This window comes from Mesorhizobium sp. CNPSo 4671 (assembly GCF_057784245.1).
In genome coordinates this window covers 21,383-47,870 of the sequence record NZ_JBWLUW010000007.1, presented here as the reverse complement: position 1 = coordinate 47,870, position 26,488 = coordinate 21,383, and the positions used below count along the sequence as shown (strand labels likewise).

At 63.6% G+C, this 26,488-nt stretch carries 22 protein-coding genes; 8 read left to right on the top strand and 14 right to left on the bottom strand.

Translation table 11 applies throughout. From position 1 onward, the window contains the following. Window positions 1-114: 114 nt before the first annotated feature. Window positions 115-453, bottom strand: a complete 339-nt coding sequence (locus tag AC04SF_RS19975; RefSeq protein ID WP_096451366.1) for a cupin domain-containing protein — start codon at window positions 451-453, stop codon at window positions 115-117. A gap of 26 nt (window positions 454-479) precedes the next feature. Continuing rightward, window positions 480-1,889: a glucuronate isomerase gene (gene uxaC, locus AC04SF_RS19970; RefSeq protein WP_488479219.1), complete on the bottom strand. Its 1,410-nt coding sequence runs from the start codon at window positions 1,887-1,889 to the stop codon at window positions 480-482. A 154-nt stretch (window positions 1,890-2,043) separates the two neighbouring features. Between uxaC and AC04SF_RS19965 the strand changes: the two genes are divergently transcribed. Beyond that, window positions 2,044-3,537 carry a mannitol dehydrogenase family protein gene (locus tag AC04SF_RS19965; RefSeq protein WP_488479218.1) on the top strand — a complete coding sequence of 498 codons (1,494 nt, stop codon included), beginning with the start codon at window positions 2,044-2,046 and terminating at the stop codon, window positions 3,535-3,537. A 52-nt stretch (window positions 3,538-3,589) separates the two neighbouring features. On the opposite strand, the gene AC04SF_RS19960 is transcribed toward AC04SF_RS19965, so the two are convergent. The 6 genes from AC04SF_RS19960 to AC04SF_RS19935 all read right to left on the bottom strand — a co-directional run bounded on the left by AC04SF_RS19960 (window position 3,590) and on the right by AC04SF_RS19935 (window position 9,393). Beyond that, complete coding sequence (locus tag AC04SF_RS19960) at window positions 3,590-3,997, bottom strand: F0F1 ATP synthase subunit epsilon (protein WP_010912151.1); 408 nt, start codon at window positions 3,995-3,997, stop codon at window positions 3,590-3,592. A gap of 99 nt (window positions 3,998-4,096) precedes the next feature. Further along, on the bottom strand, window positions 4,097-5,671 hold the full coding sequence (gene atpD / locus AC04SF_RS19955) for a F0F1 ATP synthase subunit beta (RefSeq protein WP_096451374.1): 1,575 nt from the start codon (window positions 5,669-5,671) through the stop codon (window positions 4,097-4,099). A gap of 70 nt (window positions 5,672-5,741) precedes the next feature. Beyond that, window positions 5,742-6,629 carry a F0F1 ATP synthase subunit gamma gene (locus AC04SF_RS19950; RefSeq protein WP_096451376.1) on the bottom strand — a complete coding sequence of 296 codons (888 nt, stop codon included), beginning with the start codon at window positions 6,627-6,629 and terminating at the stop codon, window positions 5,742-5,744. Between the two features lie 32 nt (window positions 6,630-6,661). Further along, entirely contained in the window at window positions 6,662-8,191 is a 1,530-nt protein-coding gene (atpA, locus tag AC04SF_RS19945) for a F0F1 ATP synthase subunit alpha (protein ID WP_095204821.1), read from the bottom strand. After that, window positions 8,191-8,751 (bottom strand): F0F1 ATP synthase subunit delta, encoded by a 561-nt coding sequence (locus AC04SF_RS19940; RefSeq protein ID WP_202352327.1) that lies wholly within the window; start codon window positions 8,749-8,751, stop codon window positions 8,191-8,193. The genes atpA and AC04SF_RS19940 overlap by 1 nt, the downstream gene beginning before the upstream one ends. Before the next feature lie 246 nt (window positions 8,752-8,997). Further along, complete coding sequence (locus tag AC04SF_RS19935) at window positions 8,998-9,393, bottom strand: AGROH133_08824 family phage infection protein (RefSeq protein ID WP_096451380.1); 396 nt, start codon at window positions 9,391-9,393, stop codon at window positions 8,998-9,000. A 362-nt stretch (window positions 9,394-9,755) separates the two neighbouring features. Between AC04SF_RS19935 and AC04SF_RS19930 the strand changes: the two genes are divergently transcribed. Beyond that, window positions 9,756-12,731 (top strand): hypothetical protein, encoded by a 2,976-nt coding sequence (locus AC04SF_RS19930; RefSeq protein ID WP_488479217.1) that lies wholly within the window; start codon window positions 9,756-9,758, stop codon window positions 12,729-12,731. A 21-nt stretch (window positions 12,732-12,752) separates the two neighbouring features. Here AC04SF_RS19930 and AC04SF_RS19925 read toward each other — a convergent pair whose 3' ends face one another. After that, window positions 12,753-13,448: an aspartate/glutamate racemase family protein gene (locus AC04SF_RS19925; protein WP_488479216.1), complete on the bottom strand. Its 696-nt coding sequence runs from the start codon at window positions 13,446-13,448 to the stop codon at window positions 12,753-12,755. A gap of 50 nt (window positions 13,449-13,498) precedes the next feature. Next, window positions 13,499-15,682 carry a primosomal protein N' gene (locus tag AC04SF_RS19920; protein ID WP_488479215.1) on the bottom strand — a complete coding sequence of 728 codons (2,184 nt, stop codon included), beginning with the start codon at window positions 15,680-15,682 and terminating at the stop codon, window positions 13,499-13,501. 90 nt (window positions 15,683-15,772) lie between these two features. Between AC04SF_RS19920 and fsa the strand changes: the two genes are divergently transcribed. After that, complete coding sequence (fsa, locus tag AC04SF_RS19915) at window positions 15,773-16,429, top strand: fructose-6-phosphate aldolase (protein ID WP_019861850.1); 657 nt, start codon at window positions 15,773-15,775, stop codon at window positions 16,427-16,429. Window positions 16,430-16,518: 89 nt separating this feature from the next. Here fsa and AC04SF_RS19910 read toward each other — a convergent pair whose 3' ends face one another. The 3 genes from AC04SF_RS19910 to leuS form a co-directional block, all read right to left on the bottom strand. Further along, window positions 16,519-19,011: a DNA translocase FtsK gene (locus tag AC04SF_RS19910; RefSeq protein ID WP_488479214.1), complete on the bottom strand. Its 2,493-nt coding sequence runs from the start codon at window positions 19,009-19,011 to the stop codon at window positions 16,519-16,521. Between the two features lie 267 nt (window positions 19,012-19,278). Further along, window positions 19,279-19,857, bottom strand: a complete 579-nt coding sequence (locus AC04SF_RS19905) for an LPS assembly lipoprotein LptE (RefSeq protein WP_096451388.1) — start codon at window positions 19,855-19,857, stop codon at window positions 19,279-19,281. Beyond that, a complete protein-coding gene (leuS, locus tag AC04SF_RS19900; RefSeq protein ID WP_488479213.1) occupies window positions 19,844-22,468 on the bottom strand; it encodes a leucine--tRNA ligase in 2,625 nt (874 codons plus the stop codon). Before leuS ends, AC04SF_RS19905 begins: the two co-directional genes overlap by 14 nt. A gap of 156 nt (window positions 22,469-22,624) precedes the next feature. Here leuS and AC04SF_RS19895 point away from each other — a divergent pair, with 156 nt between their 5' ends. From AC04SF_RS19895 to AC04SF_RS19875, 5 genes are all read left to right on the top strand, one after another. Continuing rightward, window positions 22,625-23,287: a YggS family pyridoxal phosphate-dependent enzyme gene (locus AC04SF_RS19895; RefSeq protein ID WP_488479212.1), complete on the top strand. Its 663-nt coding sequence runs from the start codon at window positions 22,625-22,627 to the stop codon at window positions 23,285-23,287. A gap of 82 nt (window positions 23,288-23,369) precedes the next feature. Next, window positions 23,370-23,624 carry a type II toxin-antitoxin system Phd/YefM family antitoxin gene (locus tag AC04SF_RS19890; RefSeq protein ID WP_488479211.1) on the top strand — a complete coding sequence of 85 codons (255 nt, stop codon included), beginning with the start codon at window positions 23,370-23,372 and terminating at the stop codon, window positions 23,622-23,624. Then, window positions 23,624-24,025 carry a PIN domain-containing protein gene (locus AC04SF_RS19885; RefSeq protein ID WP_488479210.1) on the top strand — a complete coding sequence of 134 codons (402 nt, stop codon included), beginning with the start codon at window positions 23,624-23,626 and terminating at the stop codon, window positions 24,023-24,025. The genes AC04SF_RS19890 and AC04SF_RS19885 overlap by 1 nt, the downstream gene beginning before the upstream one ends. Window positions 24,026-24,147: 122 nt before the next feature. Then, the gene (locus tag AC04SF_RS19880; RefSeq protein WP_488479209.1) at window positions 24,148-25,197 is read left to right on the top strand and encodes an aldo/keto reductase; all 1,050 of its coding nucleotides are present in this window, start codon (window positions 24,148-24,150) and stop codon (window positions 25,195-25,197) included. A 117-nt stretch (window positions 25,198-25,314) separates the two neighbouring features. Further along, window positions 25,315-25,656, top strand: coding sequence for a hypothetical protein (locus tag AC04SF_RS19875; RefSeq protein ID WP_488479208.1), 342 nt, complete (start codon window positions 25,315-25,317; stop codon window positions 25,654-25,656). A gap of 37 nt (window positions 25,657-25,693) precedes the next feature. Here the strand turns inward: AC04SF_RS19875 and AC04SF_RS19870 are convergent, their stop codons facing one another. Continuing rightward, window positions 25,694-26,404 (bottom strand): neutral zinc metallopeptidase, encoded by a 711-nt coding sequence (locus AC04SF_RS19870; protein ID WP_488479453.1) that lies wholly within the window; start codon window positions 26,402-26,404, stop codon window positions 25,694-25,696. Window positions 26,405-26,488 lie beyond the last annotated feature (84 nt).

Here is a 26,488-nt window from a genome sequence, read left to right as displayed (position 1 = left end):
TGATGTTTTTGAGTACCGCGGCGCGACAAGCGCCCAGGCAACAAACCCGCGCCTCCTTTGAGGGCGCGGGTTTTTCATTTCGAAAGAGAGCGCGAAGTCGGCCGCGGCTCGCCCTCAGGCGAGGAAATCAGCCCGGTGCGGCGTAAAACTGTCGACCAGCCGCCCCGCTTCCAGCGCCTTGACGCCATGCACCAGACCCGACGGCACGATGAAGCTGCCCCCGGTTTCGAGGATTTCGGTTTGGCCGTCGATGGTCACCTCGAAACGGCCTTCGGCGACATAGCTCGACTGGACATGCGGATGCGAATGCAAGGCGCCGACACCGCCCTTGTCGAAACCGAATTCGACCAGCATCAGCTCATCGGTGGAGAGGAGAACGCGCCGCCTGTTGCCGTCCGGCGTTGGTGTCCAGGCGCCCTCGCCGGCATGCGCGAAGATCTTCGTCATCGTCATCTCCTCATTGCGGACGGCAGCATGCGTCAGAGCCGATAGGCTTTCTTGGCCAGCGTATAGGCCAATTCCCCTGCCAGCTCATGCGCCTCGTCCTCACGCAGCCGGTGCTCGGCGACAAGGCGCGCAAGGAAGGCGCAGTCGACCCGGCGCGCCACATCGTGGCGAGCCGGGATCGAGGGAAAGGCGCGCGTATCGTCGTTGAAGCCGACAGTGTTGTAGAAGCCGGCGGTCTCGGTTGTCATCTCGCGAAACCGGCGCATGCCTTCCGGACTGTCGTGGAACCACCAGGCGGGGCCGAGCTTCAGCGCCGGGTAAACACCGGCCAGTGGCGCCAGCTCGCGCGCGTAGCTGCTCTCGTCGAGCGTGAAGAGGATCACCGTCAGGTTACGCTCCAGCCCGACACAGTCGAGCAGCGGCTTCAGCGCCGTCACATAGTCGGTCCGCGTCGGGATATCGAAGCCCTTGTCGCGGCCGAACCTCTGGAAAATGGAAGGCGAATGGTTGCGCCAGGAACCGGGATGGATCTGCAGCACCAGCCCGTCATCCCGGCTCATCTTGGCCATTTCGGTGAGCATCTGGGCACGGAACAGTTTGCGCTCGCGCTCGTCCTCCGAGCCGCGGCGGATGCGGTTGAACAGTTCCTGCGCCGCCGCGTCTGAGAGATTGGCGGTCTCGGCCGTCGGATGGCCGTGGTCGGATGAGGTCGCGCCAAAACTTTTGAAGAAGGCGCGGCGCTGGCGATGCGCGTCGAGATAACCGGCCCAGCTGCCGGTGTCGCAGCCGGTGATCTCGCCCAGCCGGTAGAGATTGGCCGAAAACCCGTCGAAATCGGGATCGACAACCGCGTCCGGCCGATAGGCGGTGACGACGCGGCCCTCCCAGCCGCTGTCGCGGATCATCTTATGCCATTTGAGATCGTCGAGCGCGCCTTCGGTCGTGGCGATGACCTCGATGTTGAAACGCTCGAACAGAGCGCGGGGACGGAAATTCTCCCACTGCAGCACCGTCGCGATCGTGTCGTAATGCCGGTCGGCTGTCGCTGCATCCAGCGGCTCTTCGATGCCGAACAGATGCGCCAGCACATGGTCGAGCCAAAGCCGGGTCGGTGTGCCACGAAACAGATAGTAGTGCTCGGCAAAGCGCCGCCAGATGGTCCTGCCGTCGGTCTCGACCGGGGCGCCGTCCAGGCTCGCCACGCCGAGATCCTCCAGACGCACGCCCTGGCTGAACAGCATGCGGAAGATGTAGTGATCGGGCACGATGAGCAGTTGCGCCGGATCCGGGAAGGGCTCGTTCTGTGCATACCATCGCGGATCGGTGTGACCATGCGGGCTGACGATGGGCAGGTTCTTGACGCCGGCGTAGAGGTCGCGGGCAAGCGAGCGCGAATGCGCTTCGGACGGAAACAGCAGGTCCGGATCGGTCAGCGCGACCATGGGAAAACGGCTCCTCCCAGTTTGGATAGCGGTACGTTCGGGCCAAGGCGAAGTCAATGTGCGCAGGCAAAACGGCATCCTTGCGGCAGGCGCAAACAGGTGTTACGCCGCCTGTCATCCGCCGCGCCCCCAAGCCCTCAGCCCCGGTATCGTGATGACCAGAAGCCATCTGTCCGACGCCACGCTACAGAAGCTGCCCGCCGGGACCAAAATTCCCGCATATGATCGCGGCAAGATTGTCCCAGGCATCGTGCATCTCGGCGTCGGCGCCTTCCATCGCGCCCATCAGGCCGCCTATGTCGACGAGTGCCTGGCGGCGGGCGAAACGGACTGGGGCATTGTCGGTGTCTCCTTGCGCAGCCCCGACACGCGCGATGCGCTGGCGCCGCAGGACGGGCTCTACACGCTGGCGATCCGCAGCAGTGGTGTGGAAGAGCTGCGCGTCATCGGCTCGATTCAATCGATGCTGGTGGCGCCGGAAGATCCGGGCGCCGTGCTGGCCGTTCTGACCGATCCGCGCACCCGCATCGTCACGCTGACCATCACCGAGAAGGCCTATCTCAGGGCGGCGGGCGGCGGGCTGGACACCGCCCATCCCGACATCATCCACGATCTGGCCAATCCGCGAACACCGAAGACGGCGCATGGTTTTCTCACCGAGGCGCTTGCCCGGCGACGCGCCACGGGTACATCCGCCTTCACCGTGCTGTGCTGCGACAACCTGCCCGCCAATGGCGCCACACTGCACCGGCTGCTGATCGAATTCGCCGCATTGCGCGATGCCAGCCTCGCCACGGCAGGCGACACTGGAATCGCCGACCACATCGCGAACCAGGTCGCCTTTCCCTCCAGCATGGTCGACCGCATCGTGCCGGCAACCACCGACGCCGATCGGACGCGCGTCGCTGGCGAACTCGGCGTCGAAGATGCCTGGCCTGTGATGACCGAGCCCTTCCGCCAATGGGCGGTCGAAGATAATTTTCCGGCAGGCCGGCCGGCCTGGGAAAAGTTCGGCGTCACCATGGTCGGCGATGTCGGTCCCTTCGAGGACATGAAGCTCAGGCTGCTCAACGGCGCGCATTCAGGCATCGCCTATCTCGGCCTGCTCAGCGGCCACGCCACGGTCGACCGCGCTTTCGCCGATCCGGCGATCCGGCAATTTGTCGACGGGCTCTGGGCCGAAGCCATCCCGACATTGCCGGAAGATGCCGGGCTCGACACATCAACCTACACAGCCGAGCTTGCCGAGCGTTTTTCAAACACAGCGCTCGCCCACCGCACCGCGCAGATCGCCAATGATGGCAGCCAGAAACTGCCACAGCGCATCATCGCCTCCGCCATCGAGTGCCTCGAAGCCGGTACCGAGTTCGTACATCTCACGCTGGTGGTGGCGGCCTGGATCGCCGCCTGCGCCGCGCGTGGAAAAACCTTGCCCGAAAACCATTTCACCGATCCGCTCGATGCAGCGTTGACGGTGCTTTTGGACCAGCAGCTACCGGCGAACGAGACCGTGACGGCGGTGTTCGACCTGGCCGGCTTCGCTGGAGACCACTCCGAACGCCAGACGCTGATCGAACTCGTGGCGGTGCATCTGGTCCACTTGCGGCGGGATGGTCCGACACTGGCCTTTGCCGCCTTGGGCATTTAAACAAAAAAGCGAGGCAAGGCCCCGCTTTTTATCAAGTCACTCGATGCAGACTTCAGGCCGGGAGAATCGCGCCTTCCAGCGTGGTGAGCTGGCTGAGGAACTGCTCGGCCTTGCTGCGCGCCTGGTCGTCCTTGGCGTCGGCGGCATCTTCCTTGGCTTCCTGGATGCGGCGCGCAAGATCCGCACGATCGACATCCTTCACGGCGACAGCCGATTCCGCCAGCAGCGTGCAGCCGGCCGGAACGATGTCGGCGAAGCCGCCGAACACGACATAGCGTTCTTCGCCGCCCGACGCGGTCTTCACGGTGACGACACCCGGCTTGATCGTGGTCATGACCGGCGCGTGATGCGCCATCACGGTCATCTCGCCTTCGGCGCCCGGAATGACGACGGACTCGACCTGCTCGGAAACCAGCAGGCGCTCCGGCGAGACCAGTTCGAATTTGAAAGCTTCAGCCATGATCACTTTAGCGAGTAGGAATTAGTGAGTAGCGAGTACGGAAGAAACTCGCTCGGCTCACCTTGCCCTATTCGCTACTCCCTATTCGCTATTCGCTTCTTATGCCGCTTCAGCCGCCAGGCGCTGTGCCTTCTCGACTGCTTCCTCGATGCCGCCGACCATGTAGAAGGCGGCTTCCGGCAGGTGATCGTAGTCGCCGTTGCAGAGGCCCTTGAAGCCCTTGATGGTGTCGGCGAGGTCGACCAGCTTGCCCGGCGCGCCGGTGAACACTTCGGCGACGAAGAACGGCTGCGACAGGAAGCGCTCGATCTTGCGGGCGCGGGCCACGGTCTGCTTGTCCTCTTCCGACAGCTCGTCCATGCCCAGGATGGCGATGATGTCCTGCAGCGACTTGTAGCGCTGGAGGATCGACTGCACCTGGCGGGCGACGGCATAGTGCTCGTCGCCGACAACCAGCGGGTCGAGCATGCGCGAGGTCGAATCCAGCGGATCGACCGCCGGATAGATGCCCTTTTCGGCGATGGCGCGGTTCAGCGTCGTCGTCGCGTCAAGGTGGGCAAACGAGGTCGCCGGCGCCGGATCGGTCAAGTCGTCGGCGGGCACGTAAATGGCCTGCACCGAGGTGATCGACCCCTTGGTGGTGGTGGTGATGCGTTCCTGGAGCGCGCCCATGTCGGTGGCGAGCGTCGGCTGGTAGCCGACGGCCGACGGGATACGGCCGAGCAGAGCCGACACTTCCGAACCTGCCTGCGTGAAGCGGAAGATGTTGTCGACGAAGAACAGCACGTCCTGACCCTGGTCACGGAAATATTCGGCAACCGTCAGGCCGGTCAGGCCGACGCGAGCGCGGGCGCCCGGCGGCTCGTTCATCTGGCCGTACACGAGAGCCGCCTTGGAGCCTTCGCCGCCGCCCTTCTTGTTGACGCCGGATTCGATGAACTCGTGATAGAGATCGTTACCTTCGCGGGTGCGCTCGCCGACGCCGGCGAACACCGAATAGCCGCCATGCGCCTTGGCGATGTTGTTGATCAGTTCCTGGATCAGCACGGTCTTGCCGACGCCGGCGCCGCCGAACAGGCCGATCTTGCCGCCCTTGGCGTAAGGTGCCAGCAGGTCGAGCACCTTGATGCCGGTGATCAGGATCTGCGCTTCCGTCGACTGCTCGACATAGGCCGGAGCCGGCTGGTGGATCGAGCGCATCTCGGTCGCGTCGACCGGGCCTTCTTCGTCGACCGGCTCGCCGATAACGTTGATGATGCGGCCGAGCATGCCCGGGCCGACCGGCACGGAGATCGGGCCGCCGGTGTCGCGAACTTCCTGGCCGCGCACCAGGCCTTCGGTGGAGTCCATGGCGATGCAGCGCACCGTGTTCTCGCCGAGATGCTGGGCAACTTCGAGCACGAGGCGGTTTCCGACATTGGTGGTCTCGATCGCATTCAGGATCGGCGGCAGGTGATCGCCGAACTGCACGTCGACGACGGCGCCGATGACCTGACGGACCTTGCCGACAACGCCGGTTGCCTTGGTGGCAACAGCCGAGGTCTTGGCCGCTGCGGCCTTTGCTGGCGCTGCCGCCGTCTTGGCCGGAGCTGCCTTGGCCGCCTTCGCGGGGGCTGCGGTCTTCGCGGCTGCGGCCTTGGGGGCTGCCGTCTTGGGGGTCGCTGCTTTCGCCATCGTCTTTACCCTTTTCGTCCTTTGTTTCTCACGCGGTCCGGTCGCGGGCAGATTGACCCGCGAACCGCGCCTAGAGCGCCTCGGCGCCCGAAATGATTTCGATCAGTTCCTTGGTGATCTGCGCCTGCCGCTGACGGTTGTAGGTGATCGACAGCTTGTTGATCATCTCGCCGGCGTTGCGCGTCGCATTGTCCATGGCGCTCATCTTGGCGCCCATCTCGCCGGCCGCGTTTTCGAGCAGCGCCCGGAAAACCTGCACGGAGATGTTGCGCGGGATGAGGTCGGAGAGGATTTCGCCCGGCTCCGGCTCGTATTCATAGACGGCGTTGGCGCCATCCGCCGACACTGCCGGAGCAGACGAAGCGACGCCGGCCGGAATGATCTGCTGCGCGGTCGGAACCTGGCTGATCACCGACTTGAACTGCGAATAGAACAGCGTGCAGACGTCGAAGGCACCCTCGTTGAAGAGGTGGATGACCTTCTTGGCGATCGCGTCGGCGTTGACGAAGCCGAGCGTCTTGACCTCGCGCAGATCGACGCGATCGAGGATCATCGCTGCATAGTCGCGGCGCAGTATGTCGAAACCCTTCTTGCCGACGCAGATGATCTTGACCTGCTTGCCGTCGGCGAGAAGCCGGCGGATATGGTCGCGGGCGTGACGGGCGATCTGCGAATTGAAGCCGCCGCACAGGCCGCGCTCGGCGGTGCAGACGACGAGCAGATGGACGTCGTCCTTGCCGGTACCGGTCATCAGCGCCGGGGCATCGCCGCCGCCGCCGATCGCCTGGGTGATGTTGGCCAGCACGGAACCCATGCGCTCCGAATAGGGGCGCGCCGCTTCCGCGGCCTCTTGCGCACGGCGCAGCTTCGCCGCGGCGACCATCTGCATCGCCTTGGTGATCTTCTGCGTCGCCTTGACCGAGGCGATACGGTTACGAAGGTCTTTTAATGAAGGCATGCTTCAAACCTGATCCCGTCTTGTCGCTTCGCTCAGGCGAAGGTCTTGGCGAAAGCGTCGATCTCGGCCTTCAGCTTGGCGCGCAGATCGTCCGACAGTGCCTTTTCCTTGCGGATGGCGTCGAGAACGTCCTTGCCGGCCGCACGCATGTGGCTGAGCAGACCATGCTCGAACTTGCCGACCTGGTTGACCGGCAACTTGTCGAGATAGCCATTGACGCCGGCGAAGATCACCGCGACCTGCTCTTCCGTCTTCAGCGGCGAGAACTGCGGCTGCTTCAGGAGTTCGGTCAGACGCGATCCGCGGTTGAGCAGGCGCTGCGTGGCGGCGTCGAGGTCCGAGCCGAACTGCGCGAAGGCCGCCATTTCGCGGTACTGCGCGAGCTCACCCTTGATCGAGCCGGCAACCTGCTTCATCGCCTTGATCTGCGCGGCCGAGCCCACGCGGCTGACCGACAGACCGACGTTCACCGCAGGACGGATGCCCTGGAAGAACAGGTTGGTTTCGAGGAAGATCTGGCCGTCGGTGATCGAGATCACGTTGGTCGGGATATAGGCGGACACGTCGTTTGCCTGCGTCTCGATGACCGGCAGCGCGGTCAGCGATCCGCCACCCAGATCGTCATTGAGCTTGGCGGCGCGCTCGAGCAGGCGCGAGTGCAGGTAGAAAACGTCGCCCGGATAGGCTTCGCGGCCCGGCGGGCGGCGCAGGAGCAGCGACATCTGGCGATAGGCGACAGCCTGCTTCGACAGATCGTCGTAGCTGATCAGCGCATGCATGCCGTTGTCGCGGAAATATTCGCCCATGGTGGCGCCGGCGAACGGCGCCAGGAACTGCATCGGCGCCGGATCGGAAGCGGTGGCGGCGACGATGATCGAATATTCTAGCGCGCCGCGCTCTTCCAGCACCTTGACGAACTGCGCGACGGTCGAGCGCTTCTGGCCGACCGCGACATAGACGCAGTAGAGCTTTTCCTTCTCAGGACCGTTATCGTGCACCGACTTCTGGTTGAGCATCGTGTCCAGGATAATGGCGGTCTTGCCGGTCTGACGGTCGCCGATGACCAGCTCGCGCTGGCCGCGGCCGACCGGGATCAGCGCATCGATGGCCTTGAGGCCGGTCGACATCGGCTCGTTCACCGACTTGCGCGGAATGATGCCGGGCGCCTTGACGTCGACGCGCTTGCGTTCGATCGCCTTGATCGGGCCTTTGCCGTCGATCGGATTGCCGAGCGCGTCGACGACGCGGCCGAGCAGGCCCGGACCAACCGGAACGTCGACGATGGCGCCGGTCCGCTTGACGATGTCGCCTTCCTTGATGTCGCGGTCGGCGCCGAAGATGACGACGCCGACATTGTCGGCTTCGAGGTTGAGCGCCATACCGCGGATGCCGCCGGGGAATTCGACCATCTCGCCGGCCTGGACATTGTCGAGGCCGTAGACGCGGGCGATACCGTCACCGACGGACAGCACCTGTCCAACTTCGGAGACCTCGGCCTCCTTGCCGAAATTCTTGATCTGGTCTTTCAGAATTGCGGAAATTTCCGCGGCGCGGATGTCCATCAGCCGACCTCTTTCAGTGCAAGCTTGAGCGAATTGAGTTTGGTTTTGAGCGACGTATCGATCTGGCGCGAGCCCATCTTGACCACCAGCCCGCCGAGCAACGACGGATCGACGGTGACGGAGATGGCCACGTCCTTGCCGGCAACGCTCTTCAGCGCAGCCTTGAGTTCGGTCTGCTGGGCAGCCGTCAGTTCATGAGCCGACGTTACCTCGGCAGAGGTCTCGCCGCGATGTTCGGCGGATATCTGGCGGAACGCCTTGATCATGCCGGGAACGGCGAAGAGCCGGCGGTTCTGGGCGACGACGCGCAGGAAATTGCCGGCCAGACCGGTGATCCCGGCCTTGTCGGCGATCGCCGCGATAGCCTTGGCCTGATCCTCGCTGGAGAACACCGGGCTGTTGATCAGCCGGGTCAGGTCGGGGCTGCCCGCGAGCATCGCCTCGAAACTGTTGAGGTCGGCCTCGACCTTGGCCACGGAATTTGCCTGCAGGGCGAGTTCGAACAGCGAACCCGCATAGCGTTCTGCGACACCTGAGATTGGCGATGACGATTGAGCCACGGACCGTCTTTTCTCTTGTCTGACAGGCCGCAGATTGTTGGCGCGAGCAAAAACTCTGGCTAAATCTTTGACCTTACTGCATTTTTTCAAGCACGGAGGCGCGGCTTCCGCTATCCCCGGCCGAAAGTCGATTGCCGTCTAGCACAGGCATTTTAAGACCGCAATGCGTCGTTCCGCATGCTTTTCAGGCACTATTGTCGCATCTGGCGAAAGACTCGCGCCTTATGCGCCGCAATACCCTTGGATTCAGGGCACAAAGCCGAAGGCAAAGGCGAGCGGCAATGCCGCCAAGACCAATTCCACCACAATGGAAACCCAATTGAAAGGTGTGTTTGCGCCATCCGACATCATCGACAGCAGCCGGCCGAAGGCGGTGAACAGCCAGGAGAAGCCGAGCGCCATGTAAACCAATGGCTGTGCCAGCAGGATGCAGCACAGGCCGACGCCGAGATAAAAGCCCGACATCCTGCCGCGCCCCTCGGCGATCGCCGCCGCTTTCTCAGGCTTGGCCTGCAGGCGCAGGATGCGGAAGGCCAGGTTGGGTGCCAGGAAAAACAGAAGCCCGAGCAGAACGGTGAAGACGGCGCTCGACCAGGCCAGCCATTCGCCCTGGCTCGTCGGCCACGGAAGCGCAAAGTCCATTCTGTCTCGACCCCTCACAAGAATTGCGGATGCATTGAATGTCACCCGTGGCGGAAGTCAAGCGCGCAGCCGGCACACCGAGTTTTCGCCAAGGCCTCCCAGGAAATGCCCGCCTGGGAAGCACCGGCTCCGCCGCCGATATGGCTGTTGTGCAAGAAAATCCACGCACGCGAGCATGCCGGATGCAATTTCTTCGACAGTATAGATTGCGCGCCTTGCCGCAACGTATGCCAAGTATTATGGTCTCGATGTTTATTTCGTCGACTGCTTGTTCATTTTAGCAATTGCACATGTTTCACGATCACTTGTGAAATCTGCGCGGACGGAGTGCGGCAGGCAGGATCTCGAATGCGGAGACGATCATGCCGAATCTCGGTCGGGCGTTGAACCTGGCCCGCATCTGGGTCGCCGCGGCCGCCCTTGCCAGCATCACGCAAGGCGCGCGCGCCGACTGCGTCGCCGAACGGCCGACAGCGATGGTTCCCGCCGATCCCCTAGTCTGCCACCTGCTTGAGGCCACGATCAAGAAACCCTCGGCGCAGTCCCTGGGGGACTACGAGAACAAGCTCAACCAATATCTCGGCAGCTACTGCTACCGCGACGAGGCGGCCGGATGGGTGCACGACAAATTCGTGCGCCAGGCCGGACCCCGCATCGCGACCCTGGTCAACGGCGCCTGGCAGGGCAAGGATTTCGGAACCCATGCGCCTGTCATGATCTGGTATTCGCCCGAGATGATGGACTGGCTTCGCAAGAACCGCTCGGCCGAGGGCGAGGTCGATCATCCGCCGCCCGTACCTGACGGCGCCATCATGGTGAAGGAAATGTTCTCCGAGCCGGCATCCGATTGCCGGACGGTCGATCCCGTCAAGCTTTTTCCAACCAGCGGCGCTGCGATCATGATCCGTGATGCCAGCGCCTCTTACGACGGCTGGTTCTGGGGCTGGTACGGCTTTGGCAGCCAGAGCGGCTGGACTCCGGATTGGCCGGCCCTGCCGGCCGACAACAACAGCCTGCCCAACATGGGCTTCGCCCAATATTGCATGAACTGTCATGCCTCGGCAGCCGACAATCTGACTTTCGCATCGCCCAAGAATATCGCCGGCGAGCCAGGCAAGCCGCTCAACTATCTCGCACAGGACTTCTTCGACGGAGCGCCGGCTCCGACTTTGCACCAGACCGTCGTTTTGCCGGTCAATGCCAGCCCGCGCCTTGGTCAACCGCTCTACAGTCCGAACGCCGACGTGATCGCCGCGCTGCGAGCCTATGTCCGCGAGATGCCGAGCTACGACACCGTCTCGCGAATGCCTTCCGAGACCTACGACAACACCTGGGTCGGGGCCAAGGGCCCCGATGCATCGGACACTTTCCTGACCTCCAGCCAGTGCCTCGGCTGTCATGATGCCGGCAGCACCGGGCTGCAGTTCGACATGACCAAGCCGAACCCACATGGCGACGGCCTGGTCAACCTGTCGCCCTTTGCGACCTGGCGAACCTCGCCGATGGGGTTGGGCGGCCGCGATCCGATCTTCTTTGCGCAACTGGCCAGTGAAACGCAGAGCTTTCACCCCAAAATGTCCGGCGTCGTGCAGGACGTCTGTGTCGGCTGCCACGGCATCGCCGGAGAGCGGCAGTTTCACATCGACGACAAGGCGCGCACGGGCAAATGCGAACCGTTCTCGCGCGCAATGGTCGATGCGACGCCATGGCCGGCCGACAATCCGAGTGCCGCGCATGCCAATTACGGCATGCTTGCCCGCGACGGCATCACCTGCACGTCGTGTCACCGCATGGTGCTCAACAGCAAGGCCAGCGACCCGCTCGGTGACCAGCCGCAGAACGCTTGCGTCGACGAGCGTCAGGCGCTGCTCAATCCGCATGCAACCGGTTTTGCCAAGACCTTCACCGGCAGCTTCATGGTCGGTTCGCCCGATACGCTGATCGGCCCCTTCGAGAAACCGGAGGTCGGGCCGATGCATACCGCTCTCGGCATCAAACCGGTTCACGACGCCACGATCATGAGTTCCGAGGTTTGCGGGACCTGCCACACGGTTCATCTGCCGGTTCTGCAAGGCACCAACACGCTGGCGCATATCTATGAGCAGACGACCTATCCGGAATGGGCGTTCAGCGCCTATCGAACCGGCAGCACCCCGGACGGGCAGCTTCCGTTCGGCCCCGGCGCCACGCCGCGCAGCTGCCAGGGCTGCCACATGCCGTCGGCGGAAAAGGACGGATCGCCGACGACGAGCAAGATCGCCAGCATCCAGGAGAATCTCAATTTCCCACAGACGGAATCCAGCAACGCGCCGGACCTTCTGGCTCGCGAGGGCTTTGCCCGCCACACGCTGGTTGGCCTCAATGTCTTCCTGGTCAAGATGGCGCAGCAGTTTCCCGATGTCTTCGGCATCAGGACGCGCGATCCGATGATGGGCAAGAAGGCCGTCGATCCGCTCGTCCTCACCGAGCAGGCGATGCTCGACCAGGCCTCGCAGGCAACCGCCACCGTCGCCGTCAGCAACCTTGCCCTGACCGCCGACACGCTCGACGCCAAGGTGACGGTGAAGAACCTTGCCGGTCACAAATTTCCCTCAGGCGTCGGTTTCCGGCGCGCGTTTCTGACCTTCAGTGTGTTCGACCAGAACGGCGAGCCGCTCTGGGTCTCCGGCCGCACCAACGCCGCCGGCGTCATCGTCGGCGCCGACGGCAAGCCGCTCGATGGCGAACTTTGGTGGAAAGACGATTGTTCCGGCCGCGTGCACCCTGGCGAACGGCCGCATCAGCCGCACTACCAGAAGATCACGCGCCAGGATCAGGTCCAGATTTATCAGGAGCTGGTCTCCACCCCGCCGGCCGATACGCCCAATCCGGTCTGCAATGCCCATTCGAAGCCGGAAGGCGAACTGACCACCAGCTTCCTGTCGATCTGCACGGAGGTGAAGGACAACCGCATATTGCCTTCGGGCTTCCTGCCGCTCTCGGACCGGCTGGAAATCGCCAAGGCCTTGGGCGCGGATGAAGAGCTCGCCGTCGATGTCGGCACAACTGCCGTGGAGGACGACCCCGACTATGTCGAGGGCGGCAGTGACACGCTGAGCTACTCGATCCCGCTTGCCGATCTGCCGAAGGGCGCACGCCCTGCCAGCATCGAGGCGAATCTCTACTACCAGGCGACGCCGCCATCCTATCTGCAGGACCGGTTCTGCACCGCCAAAGGTCCCGACACCGATCGCCTGTACTTTCTCACCGGTCATCTCAACCTGGCCGGCACGGAAGCGGACGGATGGAAGCTGAAAGTGGTCGGCAGCGGAACAGTCGCCGTGGCTGCCCCGCCCTGACAGGCTTTCCGTTGAATTGCTTCAGGACAGCATGAATTCCACCGCCGCCTCGGCGTGGATGCGAGTCGTGTCGAACACCGGAATGTCGAAATCGTCCTGGCCGATGAGCATGGTGATCTCGGTGCAGCCCATTATGATGCTGTCGGCGGCTTCCTCGCTGCGCAGGCGTTCGGCCTCTTCTATATAAGCCGTCTTCGAAGTCTCGGTGACTATACCCTGGCAGAGCTCGTCATAGATGACGCGATGCACCATGTCGCGCCCGGCCGCATCGGGCACCACTGGCGACAGGCCGTATTTGTCGGTAAGCCGGCCCTTGTAGAAATCCTGCTCCATGGTGAAGCGCGTCGCCAGCAGCGCCGGACGCTGCATGCCGGCACGCTTGATCGCCACCGCGGTGGCGTCGGCAATGTGGATCAGCGGGATCGATACCGATGCCTGCACCTGGTCGGCCAGTTTGTGCATGGTGTTGGTGCACAGAAGCAGCCCTTCCGCGCCGCCCGCCTCGAGCTTGCGCGCCGCTTCGACCAGAAGCATGCCGGCCCCCTCCCAATCGCCATGATGCTGCCGCTCCGCGATCTCGGCAAAATCGAACGACCACAGCAGCAGTTTGGCCGAATGCAGCCCGCCAAGGCGCTCGCGCACGATCTCGTTGAGCAGGCGGTAGTAGATGGCGGTCGATTCCCAGCTCATGCCGCCCAGAAGGCCAAGGGTTTTCATTCGATCTTCCGTTTCTCGCTGGCCTGCAGCGTATCGCCGATATGGCGACCTTACAAAAAGCTCTGCGGATCGATATCCACCTGCACGCGGACCGAACCACGCTGTTTCGGCCCATTGGCCAGCATGGCGCGGATAAACCCTTGCATGTCGGCGCGCCGTTCGCCCTGGATCAGCAGGCGGAAGCGGTGACGGCCGCCGAGCAACGACAGCGGCGCCTCGGCTGGCCCCAGTACAAACAGGTCGGACGCTTCGGGCGCGGCGCGGCGCAGGCCGCGTGCATGACCTTCTGCTTCCGCTCGTGTCACCGCGCTGACGATGACGCCGGCCAAGCGGCCGAAGGGTGGCAAAGCCGCCCGCTCGCGCTCGGCGATCTCGCGCTCGTAAAAAGCCTCGGCATCGCCCGAGACGATCGCCCGCATCACCGGATGGTCGGGCTGAAACGTCTGCAGCAGGCCGAGGCTCTTCTTGCCGGTGCGGCCGGCGCGGCCGGTCACCTGGCTGAGCAGCTGAAAAGTACGCTCGGCGGCGCGCGGATCACCATTGGCAAGGCCGAGATCGGCATCGACGACGCCGACCAGCGTCATGTTGGGAAAATTGTGGCCCTTGGCGACCAGCTGCGTGCCGATGACGATATCGGCCTCGCCATCGGCGATCGCCTCCAGTTCCAGCCGCAGCCGCCGCACCCCGCCCATCAGGTCCGATGACAAGACGATGGTGCGCGCATCGGGAAAATGCGTGACGACCTCCTCGGCGATGCGCTCGACGCCCGGCCCGCAAGCGACCAGGTGATCAAGCGTGCCGCATTCCGGGCAGGCTTCGGGGCGGCGCTCATTGTGCCCGCAATGATGGCAGACCAGCTGGCCGCGAAAGCGGTGCTCGACCAGCCAAGCCGAGCAGACCGGACAGCCGAAGCGATGGCCGCAGACCCGGCACAGCGTCAGCGGCGCATAGCCGCGCCGGTTGAGGAACAAGAGCGACTGTTCCTTCTTCTCCAGCGTCTTGCGCATATGGTCGAGAAGCACAGGCGACAGGAAGCCGCCGCGCGCCGGCGGCGCGCGCCGCATGTCGATCGACTTCAGCTGCGGCAGTGCGGCCTCGGCGAAGCGGGCGGAGAGAATGGCCCTGTTGTATTTGCCTTGGCTCGCATTGACCCGGCTTTCGACCGATGGCGTCGCCGACGCCAGCACCACCGGAAAGCTACCAATGTGACCGCGCACCACCGCCATGTCGCGCGCATTGTAGAAGACACGGTCTTCCTGCTTGTAGGCGGGATCGTGCTCCTCATCGACGACGATCAGCCCAAGCTCTTTGAACGGCAGGAACAGCGCGGAGCGGGCACCAGCAACGACGCGCACCGTGCCCTCAGCCACTTGCCGCCAGACTTTTTCGCGCATCCTGGGCGGCAGGTCGGAATGCCATTCACCCGGCTTGGCACCGAAGCGCTGCTGGAAACGCTCGAGGAAAGCGTGGGTCAGTGCGATTTCCGGCAAAAGGATCAGCACCTGCTTGCCCTGGTCGAGGGCTGCCGCCACCGCCTCGAAGTAAACCTCCGTCTTGCCCGAACCTGTGACACCATCGAGCAGCGCAACATTGAACACGCCGGCCGCGACATTGGCGCGCAGCATCGATGCGGCCTCGCTTTGGTCCGGCATCAGTTCCGGCACGGCGTAGCTCGAGTCAGGCGCGGCGACCACCGGGCGCGGCGGGATCATCACCGTCTCGAACACGCCTTGCGCCTTGAGCCCCTCGATCACCGTCGACGACACGCCGGCAGCATGGGCGAGACCCGAGCGTGTCCAGGCCAGTCCGCCCTCGGCCGTCTCCAGCACGCGCGCCCGCGCATCCGTCATCCGGTCCGGAATGATAAGCGTGCGCTGCAGCCCCTCGATCCAGGGTTCGGGGTCGAAGGCCTCGGGAGCTCGCAGCAGCATCCGCGCGACCATGCCCGGCGCCGACAGCGTGTATTGCGCCACCCAGTCGACGAAACGGCGCATGGCGCGGTCGATCGGCGGGCAATCGAAAACCTGTTCGATCGGGCGCAGCTTTTTCGCGTCGATATTCTCGACCGCGCCATCCCAGACGATGCCGGCGACCTGGCGCGGCCCGAGCGGCACGCGCACGATCGAGCCCGGCACCACGCGCATGCCGGCCGGCACGGCATAGGTGTAGGGGCGTTCGGCAGGCATCGGCACCAGCACCGGTGCGGCTGCGACAAAGGGCGAATCTTCGATCATGAGGCGTGACCTTGCCCTGACTTTGGTCTAGATCAAAGGCCGACCCCGAATGTGCATGGCATGCACATAAGAATCTTCAGGAGACCCGTCATGAAATTTTTTGTCGACACCGCCGACATCAAGGATATCCGTGAACTCAACGATCTGGGACTGCTCGACGGCGTCACCACCAATCCGTCGCTGATTCTCAAATCCGGGGGCAAGATCGCCGACGTCACCAAGCAGATCTGCGATATCGTCGCCGGCCCGGTCTCGGCCGAAGTCGTGGCGACCGAATACAAGGACATGATGGCGGAGGCCGAGGTGCTGGCCAAGATCGCGCCCAATGTCTGCATCAAGGTGCCGCTGACACTGGACGGCCTGAAGGCCTGCAAGACGATCCGCACCCAGATGAACCGCATGGTCAACGTCACGCTGTGCTTCTCGGCCAACCAGGCGCTGCTCGCCGCCAAGGCCGGCGCCTCGTTCATCTCGCCCTTCGTCGGCCGCATCGACGACACCGGCTCGGACGGCATGGAGCTGATCCAGGAGATCCGGCAGATCTACGACAATTACGATTTCCAGACCGAGATCCTGACCGCTTCGGTGCGCACGGTGAACCACGTCAAGCAGGCGGCGCTGATCGGCGCCGATGTCATCACCGCGCCGCCGGCGACGCTGAAGGCGCTGGTCAAGCACCCGCTGACCGACAAGGGCCTGGAACAGTTCCTCGCCGACTGGGCCAAGACCGGCCAGAAGATCGGCTGAGATCGCACTGCTTCAACGAGAAAAAGGCCGGGCGACCGGCCTTCTTTATTACGCATCAGAAAAAGCCCGATCACCGAAGGGGCAGCTGTTCATTCCGCGCCGTCGTCGTCAGGCGCGGCCGCCGGCGGGCGCCGACCCATGATGATCTCGCGTTTGCCGACATGGTTGGGCGCGCCGACCAGCCCTTCCTTTTCCATGCGTTCGACCAGGGATGCGGCGCGGTTGTAGCCGATGCCGAGGCGGCGCTGGATGTAGGACGTCGAACACTTCTTGTCGCGCACCACCACCTTGACCGCTTCGTCATAGCTGGAATCGCCGTCCTCGGCCGCGACCGATCCCTTGTCGAAGACCGCGCCTTGGTCGTCATCGACCTCTTCCTCATCCTCGTCGGCTGTCACGGTCTCCAGATATTCCGGGCGGCCCTGCGCCTTCAGATGCGCCACGACATGCTCGACCTCCGCGTCGGAAACGAAGGGGCCGTGCACGCGCGAAATCCGCCCACCACCCATCATGTGCAGCATGTCGCCCTGGCCAAGCAGCTGTTCGGCGCCCTGCTCGCCCAGGATGGTGCGGCTGTCGATCTTGGAGGTGACCTGGAAGGAAATACGGGTCGGGAAGTTGGCCTTGATCGTGCCGGTGATAACATCGACCGAGGGACGTTGCGTCGCCATGATGAGATGGATGCCGGCCGCGCGCGCCATCTGCGCCAGGCGCTGGATGGCGCCTTCGATCTCCTTGCCGGCAACCATCATCAGGTCGGCCATCTCGTCGACGATGACGACGATGTAGGGCATCGGCGCCAGATCGATTTCCTGCTGCTCGAACAGCGGCTCGCCGGTGCCCTTTTCGAAGCCGGTCTGCACCGTCATGACGACCGCCTCGCCCTTGTCGCGGGCTTGGGCGGCGCGTTCGTTGTAGCCGTCGATGTTGCGCACGCCGAGCCGCGCCATCTTGCGATAGCGGTCCTCCATCTCGCGCACCGCCCATTTGAGCGCGGTGACCGCCTTCTTGGGATCGGTGACGACGGGCGTCAGAAGATGCGGGATGCCGTCATAGACCGAGAGTTCGAGCATCTTGGGATCGACCATGATCAGCCGGCATTCTTCCGGCTTCAGCCGGTAGAGCAGCGACAGGATCATGGTGTTGATGGCAACCGACTTGCCGGAGCCGGTGGTGCCGGCGACAAGCAGATGCGGCATCTTCGCCAGCTCGGCGATGACAGGCTCGCCGCCGATCGTCTTGCCAAGGCAAAGCGCCAGCTTGCAGCTGGTCTTGCGGAAACCCTGCGATTCGATCAGCTCGCGGAAATAGACGGTCTCGCGCGTCTCGTTCGGCAACTCGATGCCGATGACGTTGCGGCCGGGCACGACGGCGACGCGCGCTGAAACCGCCGACATGGAGCGGGCGATATCATCGGCGAGACCGATGACGCGGGACGATTTGACGCCCGGCGCCGGCTCGAACTCATAGAGGGTGACGACCGGACCGGGGCGAACGTGGATGATCTCGCCGCGCACGCCGAAATCCTCGAGCACGCTTTCCAGAAGATCGGCATTCTGCTCGAGCCGCTCCTGCGACATGTAGAAACCCTGCCCTTCCGGCGGCTGCTGCAGCAGCTCTTCCGAGGGCAGTTCGTACGCTTCGCCCGTCGTGGCCGGCACGATCTTGCCGGCCTTGGGCAGTGGCGCTGACACGCGCACGGCCGGAGCCTGCCCGGCCTCCCCCGCGACCTGCGCCGGCGCGGCACTGCCCGCGACAGCGGGAACTGCAACCGCCATTTGGGCCCGTCGCGGTGCGCTGCTCGCCACCGGCTGGACCACGGCTTCGTTCGAGTTGGCCGGACGGACTTCCGGCGGGGCAGACGGAGCCTGCTGGCCTGGCAGGCAGTCGATCACACGGAACAATGCGGTCGGATCGGCCATGGACGCGGCGCGGACGTCGACCCGTGGGGAGACAACCGGCGCTGCCCGACGGGGAGTTGGGACCGCCCGAGGCGCCGGCAACGGGCTCTCGATCATGTAAGGCGCCATGAGCTCGAAGAAGACGTGATTCGACAGATAGGGCCAGCGCACGGTTTCGCGGCCTGGTGTCTTGACCGGCGCAGCCATTCCCTGGGCGGACGCCGCCGGTGCGGATGTCCGTGCCGGCGCGGCCGTCCTCGGACCAACCGGCGCAACAGCCCGCGCCTTTTCGCTGGTATGCCCGGCTGGGATGGATGGTACGGACGAGGCGGGAGGCCGGCTGCTCGTCTGCGGGGGCAAGGCGTGGGACGCCGCGGTGGATTTTGCCATCGCCTGCGGCGCCGGCGGCGCTAGTGGCTCACTTTGCTCGGCGGCAATCTGGTCGCGTTCCGGACGGCGCGTATTGGCCTCATAATCCGGCGTGCGCGTAAACCGCACATTGGGCGCCAGGAAGAAATAGTCTTGCCAGGCAGGGCTTTCGTTGCCGCCGAGATCAACAGGTGGCGGGAGATTGCTGGCCTTGGCCGCGCCGGGCTGCTGGCCGTTGAAACGCTTTCCCTCGGGGTCATCGGGCGAAGCTGACTTCAATGAATTGACCCGAGGAAAACGCTTGGATTCCATTCTCAAGACTCACTCTGAAACGTCTGCTGAGACATAGGGAGCGAGTGGTTAACAGTTGCTTCCCGTCAGCACCTTTGGAGCGACCGAAATGCATCTTTCGCAGCGATGTGTGGGATCCGGATTCGAGCAGCCAATCGTCATTCGGCGATCATCGCGCCATCCAATACGTCGAGCTAAAAAGGTGAGCTGAAAATAGGATGCTCGGCCGCTGCGGGGCGGCCGGACACCAGGATCGAAAGGTCGTCTTCCGTGAAACGAAAAGCGGCGCTAGCTGGCCGCCTTGCCGTGCCGGACCAGATCCTGGGCGATGGACAGCTGCAGGGCCTCGGCCAATTCGCGCGCGGCGCGATTTTCGGCGTCGATCTGCGCCCGGTACGAAGCAAATTCCTGGCGTGGCCTGTCGAAGGACGAGGTGATCGCGCGCTTGCCGACCGTGATGACGGCACCGGTTTTCATATCGGTCAGCGTATAGCTGGCGTTCAGCGTCACCGAACCGGCGGTGGGCTCGTCTTCGTCGGTTCCAACCTGCACGAGCGCCGCCGAATCGACGGCTTCGGTCACGGTGAGATCGAGCGAATAAAGCGGCGAGGCCGGTTCGCCGGCGCCACGCCCAAAGCCGAAGATCAGATTGTTGCGCACCTGCTGGGCATAACGCGTCTTGACCGGCTTGATGGCGATCGACGCCAGTTCGGTATTGGCGGTCGAGCCCGTCGACAACGGCGCGTTGGAATAGAGCGGCCGCACCGTGCAGGCCGAAACCAGCGCAAGCGCGCCGACAAGGCCGGCAAGCGCAACGCGGCGCAGCAAACGGCTCAGCTCTGTCTTTTCCCGATCAGGCAACGACATTGACGATCCTCTGCGGCACGATGATCACCTTGCGCGGAGCCTTACCTTCGAGCGCTTTCTGCACGAAGTCGAGAGCCAATACCGCTTTTTCGACCGCACCTTGGTCCGCGTCGCGGGCAATTGTCAAATCCCCCCGCTTCTTGCCGTTGACCTGCACCGGATAGGTCACTTCGTTGTCGACGACCAGCGCTGGATCGAAGACCGGCCACGGCCGTTCGGCGACCAGATCGGTGCCGCCGAGCGTCTCCCAGCACTCTTCGGCCAGATGCGGCATCACCGGCGCGATCAGATGCACCAGGATCTCCACCGCCTGGCGGCAGGCGCCTTGCAGCGCCGGATCGGCCTTGCCTTCCGCCACCTGGCTGAGCGGCGTGGTCAGCACGTTGGCCAGTTCATAGATGCGGGCGATGGCACGGTTGAAGCCGAGCTTCTCGATGTCCTCGCCGACCGCTTTCAGGATCTTGTGCGTGGCCTTCGAGACCGCTCCCGCCTCACCGGCGTCAGCCGCAGCAGGCTTGACGCCTGCCAGCGTCTCAGCCGCCGTCGAAACCAGACGCCAGATGCGCTGCATGAAGCGATGCGCGCCGGCGGCGCCATCATCGGTCCATTCTACATCGCGCTCGGGCGGCGAATCCGACAGCATGAACCAGCGCGCCGTGTCGGCGCCGTAGCCGTCGGTGATGTCTTCCGGGCTCACCGTGTTCTTCTTCGACTTCGACATCTTCTCCAGCGGGCCGATGGTGACAGCCTCGCCGGTGGCGATGTCGAAGGCCCGGCGTTCGCCGTCGACGCCCTCCAGCCGCACCTCGGTCGGCGCCAGCCAGCGGCCGTTCGAAGCCGTTCCGACGCGATAGGTTTCGTGCACGACCATGCCTTGCGTGAACAGGCCCTTGAACGGCTCGGCCAGATCGACATGGCCGGTCTCGCGCATGGCGCGGGTGAAAAAGCGCGAGTAGAGCAGGTGCAGGATCGCGTGCTCGATGCCGCCAATATACTGGTCGACCGGCAGCCATTCATTGGCCGCCTTGGGATCGGTCGGCTCGTGCGCCCAGGGCGCGGTGAAGCGGGCGAAATACCAGGACGAATCGACGAACGTGTCCATCGTGTCGGTCTCGCGGCGCGCATCGCCACCGCATTGCGGGCACTTCACATGCCGCCAGGTCGGGTGCCTGTCGAGCGGATTGCCAGGCCGGTCGAAATCGACATCGTCCGGCAGCTTGACCGGCAGATCGGCCTTAGGAACCGGCACCACGCCGCAATCCTCGCAATGGATCATCGGGATCGGGCAACCCCAGTAGCGCTGGCGCGAAATGCCCCAGTCGCGCAGGCGGAAATTCACCTTGCGCTCGGCCATCGGCCGGTTGCCGATCGTCTTCTGCTCCAAGAGCTTCGCCACCTCGTCGAAGGCGCGGTCCGGCTTCATGCCGTCGAGGAAGCGTGAATTGATCATCAGGCCGTCGTCGACATAGGCTTCCTCGACGATCTGGAAGGTCTTCGCATCGCCGCCTTCCGGCATCACCACCGGGATCACCGGCAGGCCGTATTTGTTGGCGAAGTCGAGGTCGCGCTGATCGCCGGACGGGCAGCCGAAAATGGCGCCGGTGCCGTATTCCATCAGCACGAAATTGGCGACGTAGACCGGCAGCGTCCAGCTGTCGTCGAAGGGATGGACGACACGGATGCCGGTGTCGAAACCCTTCTTCTCGGCCGTCTCAAGTGCGGCAACCGAGGTGCCCATATGGCGCACTTCGTCGATGAACTTCGCCAGCGCCGGATTGGTCTCGGCGGCCTTCTTGGCCAGCGGATGATCGGCGGCGACGGCCATGAAGGAGGCGCCGAAAATGGTGTCGGGCCTTGTCGTATAGACCTCCAGCTCATGCTCGCCGGCTACGTCCGACGCCAGCGGCCAGCGGATCAGCAGGCCTTCCGAACGGCCGATCCAGTTCTGCTGCATCAGCTTCACTTTTTCCGGCCATTCGTCGAGGCCGTCGAGCGAATCCAGCAGGTCCTGCGCGTAGTCGGTGATCTTGAAGAACCACTGCGTCAGCTCGCGCTGTTCGACCAGCGCGCCTGAGCGCCAGCCGCGCCCGTCGATGACTTGCTCGTTGGCGAGCACCGTCATGTCCTCCGGGTCCCAGTTGACCTTGGAGGATTTGCGCGTCACCAGCCCCTTCTCGACGAAATCGAGGAACAGCATCTGCTGGCGGTGGTAGTAATCGACATCGCAGGTGGCGAATTCGCGTGCCCAGTCCAGCGACAGGCCCATCACCTTGAGCTGCTCGCGCATGGTGGCGATGTTCTGGTAGGTCCATTCCTTGGGATGGACCTTGTTCTGCATCGCCGCGTTCTCGGCCGGCATGCCGAAGGCGTCCCAGCCCATCGGGTGCAGCACGTTGAACCCCTTGGCCCGCTTGTAGCGCGCCACCACGTCGCCCATCGTGTAATTGCGGGTATGGCCGATATGGATGCGCCCCGACGGATAGGGGAACATCTCGAGCACGTAGTATTTCGGCTTCGGGTCGTCATTGCGCGCTTCGAACAGCTTCTTTTCGGCCCAGGCCTTCTGCCATTTGGGCTCTGACGCGCGCGGATTGTATCGTTCGGTTGCCATGGGACGTTTTTCACTTAAAAGCAGGCGCGAACCGCGGGCGATCGGCTGTGCGGTTCAGGGAATGTGGTCCGGGTGTTCACCATGGTTTGGCAAACCCGTCAACCATATGGGCATCGCGACGGCTAAAAACGCGGGTCAAAACAGCGGGATTTGCATATGGGTGACACCGTTCAGCAGTTTTTCGCGGTCAAGGCGAAGATCGCCGCCGCCGAGCAGGAAGCCCGCCGCGAGACCGGCGCGGTGACGCTGGTGGCCGTCTCCAAGACTTTTGATGCCGCCGACATCCAGCCGGTGATCGATGCCGGCCAACGGGTCTTCGGCGAGAACCGCGTGCAGGAGGCGCAAGGCAAATGGCCTGAGCTGAAGCAGGCCTTTGCGGATATCGAACTGCATCTGATCGGTCCGCTGCAATCGAACAAGGCCAAGGAGGCGGTGGCGCTGTTCGACGTCATCGAGACGGTCGACCGCGACAAGATCGCCGCCGAACTTGCCAAGGAGATCGCACGGCAGGGTCGCGCCCCAAAGCTCTATGTCCAGGTCAACACCGGCTCGGAGCCGCAGAAGGCCGGCATCGAGCCACGCGCGGCGATCGCCTTCGTCGCCCGCTGCCGTGACGTCTACGGCCTCGCCATCGAAGGCCTGATGTGCATTCCGCCGGCCGACGAAAACCCGGGTCCGCATTTCGCCCTGCTGGAGAAACTGGCGCGCGAGGCCGGCGTCGAAAAGCTGTCCATGGGCATGTCCGGTGACTACGAGACGGCGATCGCCTTCGGCGCCACCAGCGTCAGGGTTGGTTCGGCGATCTTCGGCAGCCGGTAGGCCCGCCCCGGCGCCAACACAGCATTCCTTGCGGCTTCACCGGGCGAATGCTATATCTAGCCAAGCTAGCTAGGAGCATTCAATGAATTGGCACCTGCAAGACGCAAAGAACAATTTCTCCAAGGTGGTTCAGCGTGCGCGCAGCGAGGGACCGCAGACTGTGACATTGCGCGGCGAGCGCGCCGCAGTGGTGCTTTCCGTTGAGGATTACGACCGCCTAGCTGGAAAGAAGAAGTCGTTGGCGGAGTATCTTTTGACCGGCCCGGTTTGGGACGACGATTTCGCCGAAGAGGTCAACCGCCGCCCAGAGACGATGATCCGGGACGTCGATCTCTGATGTATCTGCTCGACACGAACATCGTTTCGGATGTGCAGAGGCGACTATCCAAGCCGACTGAATGGCTGGCTTCGGTGGATCCGACCTCGGTGAGTCTCAGCGTCATCACGCTTGGAGAGATCGAGCGTGGGATCATCAAGCTACGCAAGGTCGACTCCGAAAAGGCAACACGCCTTGATCTGTGGCTAAGGGAGCTTCGGCGGGACAATGCCGACCGTATTCTTGCTGTCACGGAAGATGTCGCGTTGGCTTGGGGCCGCATCACCGCAGGCCGCACACGAGGCAGTGCCGATACCCTCATCGCGGCAACCGCGCTTGTCCATGATCTCATTCTTGTCACGCGCAACGTTGCCGACTTTGATGATGCAGGCGTGACGGTGCTCAATCCCTGGGATGCCTAGGCCAACAACGCTCATGCCTACAGGGTTGGGCCAATCCGGAAGCGCCATTGCGCCACCACTAGAAACGAAACGTTCCGTTCCTATTTGTTTTGTGTCCTCACAATTCTCCTGGAGCCTCCACCATGCGCTACAACCAGCTTGGCAATACGGGGATGTTCGTCTCCGAACTGTGCCTCGGCACCATGACCTTCGGCGCCGCCGGCGAAAATGCCCAATGGGGCCTGATCGCCAGCCTCGACCAGAAGGGCGTCAACGAGATCGTCGGCCGCTCGATCGCCGCCGGCGTCAATTTCTTCGACACGGCCGATGTCTACTCATTTGGCCAATCCGAACGCTTGCTCGGCCAGTCGCTCAAGGACCTTGGCGTCGCCAGGTCGAGCGTGGTCATCGCCACCAAGGTGCATGGCGCCATGGGCCAGGGCCCGAACGAGCGCGGCTCGTCGCGCGGCCACATTATGGATTCGGTCGATGCCAGCCTCGAACGGCTGCAGCTCGACCATATCGATCTCTATCAGCTGCACGGCACCGACGCGGTGACGCCGATCGACGAGACGCTGAGGGCGCTCGACGATCTCGTTGCCAGCGGCAAGGTCCGTTATGTCGGCGTGTCCAACTGGGCGGCGTGGCGCATCGCCAAGGCGCTCGGCATCGCCGACCGTAAGGGTTTTGCCCGTTTCGAGACCATCCAGTCCTATTATTCGATCGCCGGCCGCGACCTCGAGCGAGAGATCGTGCCGCTCATCAACGAGGAGAAACTCGGCCTGATGGTGTGGTCGCCGACGGCCGGTGGCCTGCTTTCCGGCAAATACGGCCCCGGCGCGCCCGGCAATGGCGAGGGCCGCCGCGCGTCCTTCAACTTCCCGCCGGTCAACGAGGATCGCGCCTGGGCGGCCGTCGCCGTCATGCGCGAGATCGCGAAAAAGCATAATGTGAGTGTCGCCACCGTGGCGCTCGGCTATGTCCTGGCCAAGTCTTTCGTGATGAGCGTGATCATCGGCGCCAGCCGCATGGATCAGCTCGAACAAAACCTTGCCGCGGCTGAAGTGAAGCTCGATGCGGATGATCTCGCCAAACTGGACGAGGTCAGCGCGCTGCCGGCCGAATATCCCGGCTGGATGCTGGAGCGCCAGGCAGCTGGCCGCCGCCCGGCGCCGTTCGTGCCGAAGGGGTAGTCCGTCTCCAACACAACGCGATTTTCCAAAGGCCGCGCGTCCCTTCGGGCACGCGGCTTTTTCGCGCTTCGTCAAGGCCGCACGCCTTGTACCGAGCACGGGTTCGCAGCTACCATCATGACGCCGGAGCAGCGTACCGGGATGTCAGGGGCGACGATGGCACCATCCGCCGAGGAATTTCGAGCCGAGATTGTCGCGATCATGGCTGATCGCCAGGCCGCGGCTTCTGCCAGCCCTTACGATTGGAAAGTCTGCGTTGGCGCGGTCAGTGCCGCGCGAGGCGAATTTGAAAAGGTCGCCGTCGCCGGTACGGCGCATGACTACGCAGCCGCCGTGATTGCTCATTTGGAGCGGCTGCGGGACGCGTATTGTGACCCGGATGGGGAATACACGTCCGGGCGATCGGACATCGGCACCGTCATTGAAAAGATCAGGAAAGCCTTGAAGGCTATCACCTGATGATGGCGCACCTCACCCGTAGTGGATAGGCTCGGTATTAAAGCGGATTGGCAAAAGTATTGCAGTCCGCGATCGCTTTTCCGGCAAGGCCCCGATCAAACCAGCGGATCCTCTGTTCTGAGGTGCCGTACCTCTTGGCCGTCGAATTTCCGGAGGCATTGGCGGCCTGATCGTCTCCAAGAGATCGCAGCAGTTCTCTGGCTTGGGCCAGATCGGTGCCTTCCAACAACCCCTTGTCCTGAACGTAGCGGCTCCACAGTCCGGCAAAACAATCGGCCTGCAGTTCGACCTGTTCCGACCGGATGATGGCGGCTTGCTGGTCACCGTCGGCGACAAGCTGCTGCGGAACGGCCGAGATGTTCTGCACGTGGTACGCAACCTCCCGGGCGACAATCAACGCCTTGGCGAAATCTCCGGTCAAACCGACCTCTCGAAGCTCGGGGAACGCCGGATCGAGATAAATCCTATGGTCTGCCGCGCAGTATGATGTACCTGAAACGGCACCGCATGCGGTGGCGATGAAGCCGGTGAACAGCACCAGCTTGGGCTCCTCGTAAGTCGATCCGCCGGCTTTGAAGGTGGTGCCCCAGAAATCCTCCGTTTCCGCCAGAACCACCGAGACAAGCTGCTTGACGTCGTCATTTCCGGCGTTTGCGGCAGGCACGGCTGTTGTCGAGGCCTCGGCTGCCTCGGAGATCGTTGGGGCATGCAGCCATGTCGCGATGGCTAGCAGGGATGCCGTGACCAAGGACAAGCGGACCAAATCACGCCTCCTGAATTGCCAACGCTTTCGGTGCCTGGGCGCGAAGCGCCTGCTATGACCGGGCAGGAA

Bases quoted from the DNA above. Each gene is read 5' to 3' on its own strand.
- AC04SF_RS19975 (WP_096451366.1), bottom strand. From the start codon at position 453: ATGACGATGACGAAGATCTTCGCGCATGCCGGCGAGGGCGCCTGGACA.
- uxaC (WP_488479219.1), bottom strand. From the start codon at position 1,889: ATGGTCGCGCTGACCGATCCGGACCTGCTGTTTCCGTCCGAAGCGCAT.
- AC04SF_RS19965 (WP_488479218.1), top strand. From the start codon at position 2,044: ATGACCAGAAGCCATCTGTCCGACGCCACGCTACAGAAGCTGCCCGCC.
- AC04SF_RS19960 (WP_010912151.1), bottom strand. From the start codon at position 3,997: ATGGCTGAAGCTTTCAAATTCGAACTGGTCTCGCCGGAGCGCCTGCTG.
- atpD (WP_096451374.1), bottom strand. From the start codon at position 5,671: ATGGCGAAAGCAGCGACCCCCAAGACGGCAGCCCCCAAGGCCGCAGCC.
- AC04SF_RS19950 (WP_096451376.1), bottom strand. From the start codon at position 6,629: ATGCCTTCATTAAAAGACCTTCGTAACCGTATCGCCTCGGTCAAGGCG.
- atpA (WP_095204821.1), bottom strand. From the start codon at position 8,191: ATGGACATCCGCGCCGCGGAAATTTCCGCAATTCTGAAAGACCAGATC.
- AC04SF_RS19935 (WP_096451380.1), bottom strand. From the start codon at position 9,393: ATGGACTTTGCGCTTCCGTGGCCGACGAGCCAGGGCGAATGGCTGGCC.
- AC04SF_RS19930 (WP_488479217.1), top strand. From the start codon at position 9,756: ATGCCGAATCTCGGTCGGGCGTTGAACCTGGCCCGCATCTGGGTCGCC.
- AC04SF_RS19925 (WP_488479216.1), bottom strand. From the start codon at position 13,448: ATGAAAACCCTTGGCCTTCTGGGCGGCATGAGCTGGGAATCGACCGCC.
- AC04SF_RS19920 (WP_488479215.1), bottom strand. From the start codon at position 15,682: ATGATCGAAGATTCGCCCTTTGTCGCAGCCGCACCGGTGCTGGTGCCG.
- fsa (WP_019861850.1), top strand. From the start codon at position 15,773: ATGAAATTTTTTGTCGACACCGCCGACATCAAGGATATCCGTGAACTC.
- AC04SF_RS19910 (WP_488479214.1), bottom strand. From the start codon at position 19,011: ATGGAATCCAAGCGTTTTCCTCGGGTCAATTCATTGAAGTCAGCTTCG.
- AC04SF_RS19905 (WP_096451388.1), bottom strand. From the start codon at position 19,857: ATGTCGTTGCCTGATCGGGAAAAGACAGAGCTGAGCCGTTTGCTGCGC.
- leuS (WP_488479213.1), bottom strand. From the start codon at position 22,468: ATGGCAACCGAACGATACAATCCGCGCGCGTCAGAGCCCAAATGGCAG.
- AC04SF_RS19895 (WP_488479212.1), top strand. From the start codon at position 22,625: ATGGGTGACACCGTTCAGCAGTTTTTCGCGGTCAAGGCGAAGATCGCC.
- AC04SF_RS19890 (WP_488479211.1), top strand. From the start codon at position 23,370: ATGAATTGGCACCTGCAAGACGCAAAGAACAATTTCTCCAAGGTGGTT.
- AC04SF_RS19885 (WP_488479210.1), top strand. From the start codon at position 23,624: ATGTATCTGCTCGACACGAACATCGTTTCGGATGTGCAGAGGCGACTA.
- AC04SF_RS19880 (WP_488479209.1), top strand. From the start codon at position 24,148: ATGCGCTACAACCAGCTTGGCAATACGGGGATGTTCGTCTCCGAACTG.
- AC04SF_RS19875 (WP_488479208.1), top strand. From the start codon at position 25,315: ATGACGCCGGAGCAGCGTACCGGGATGTCAGGGGCGACGATGGCACCA.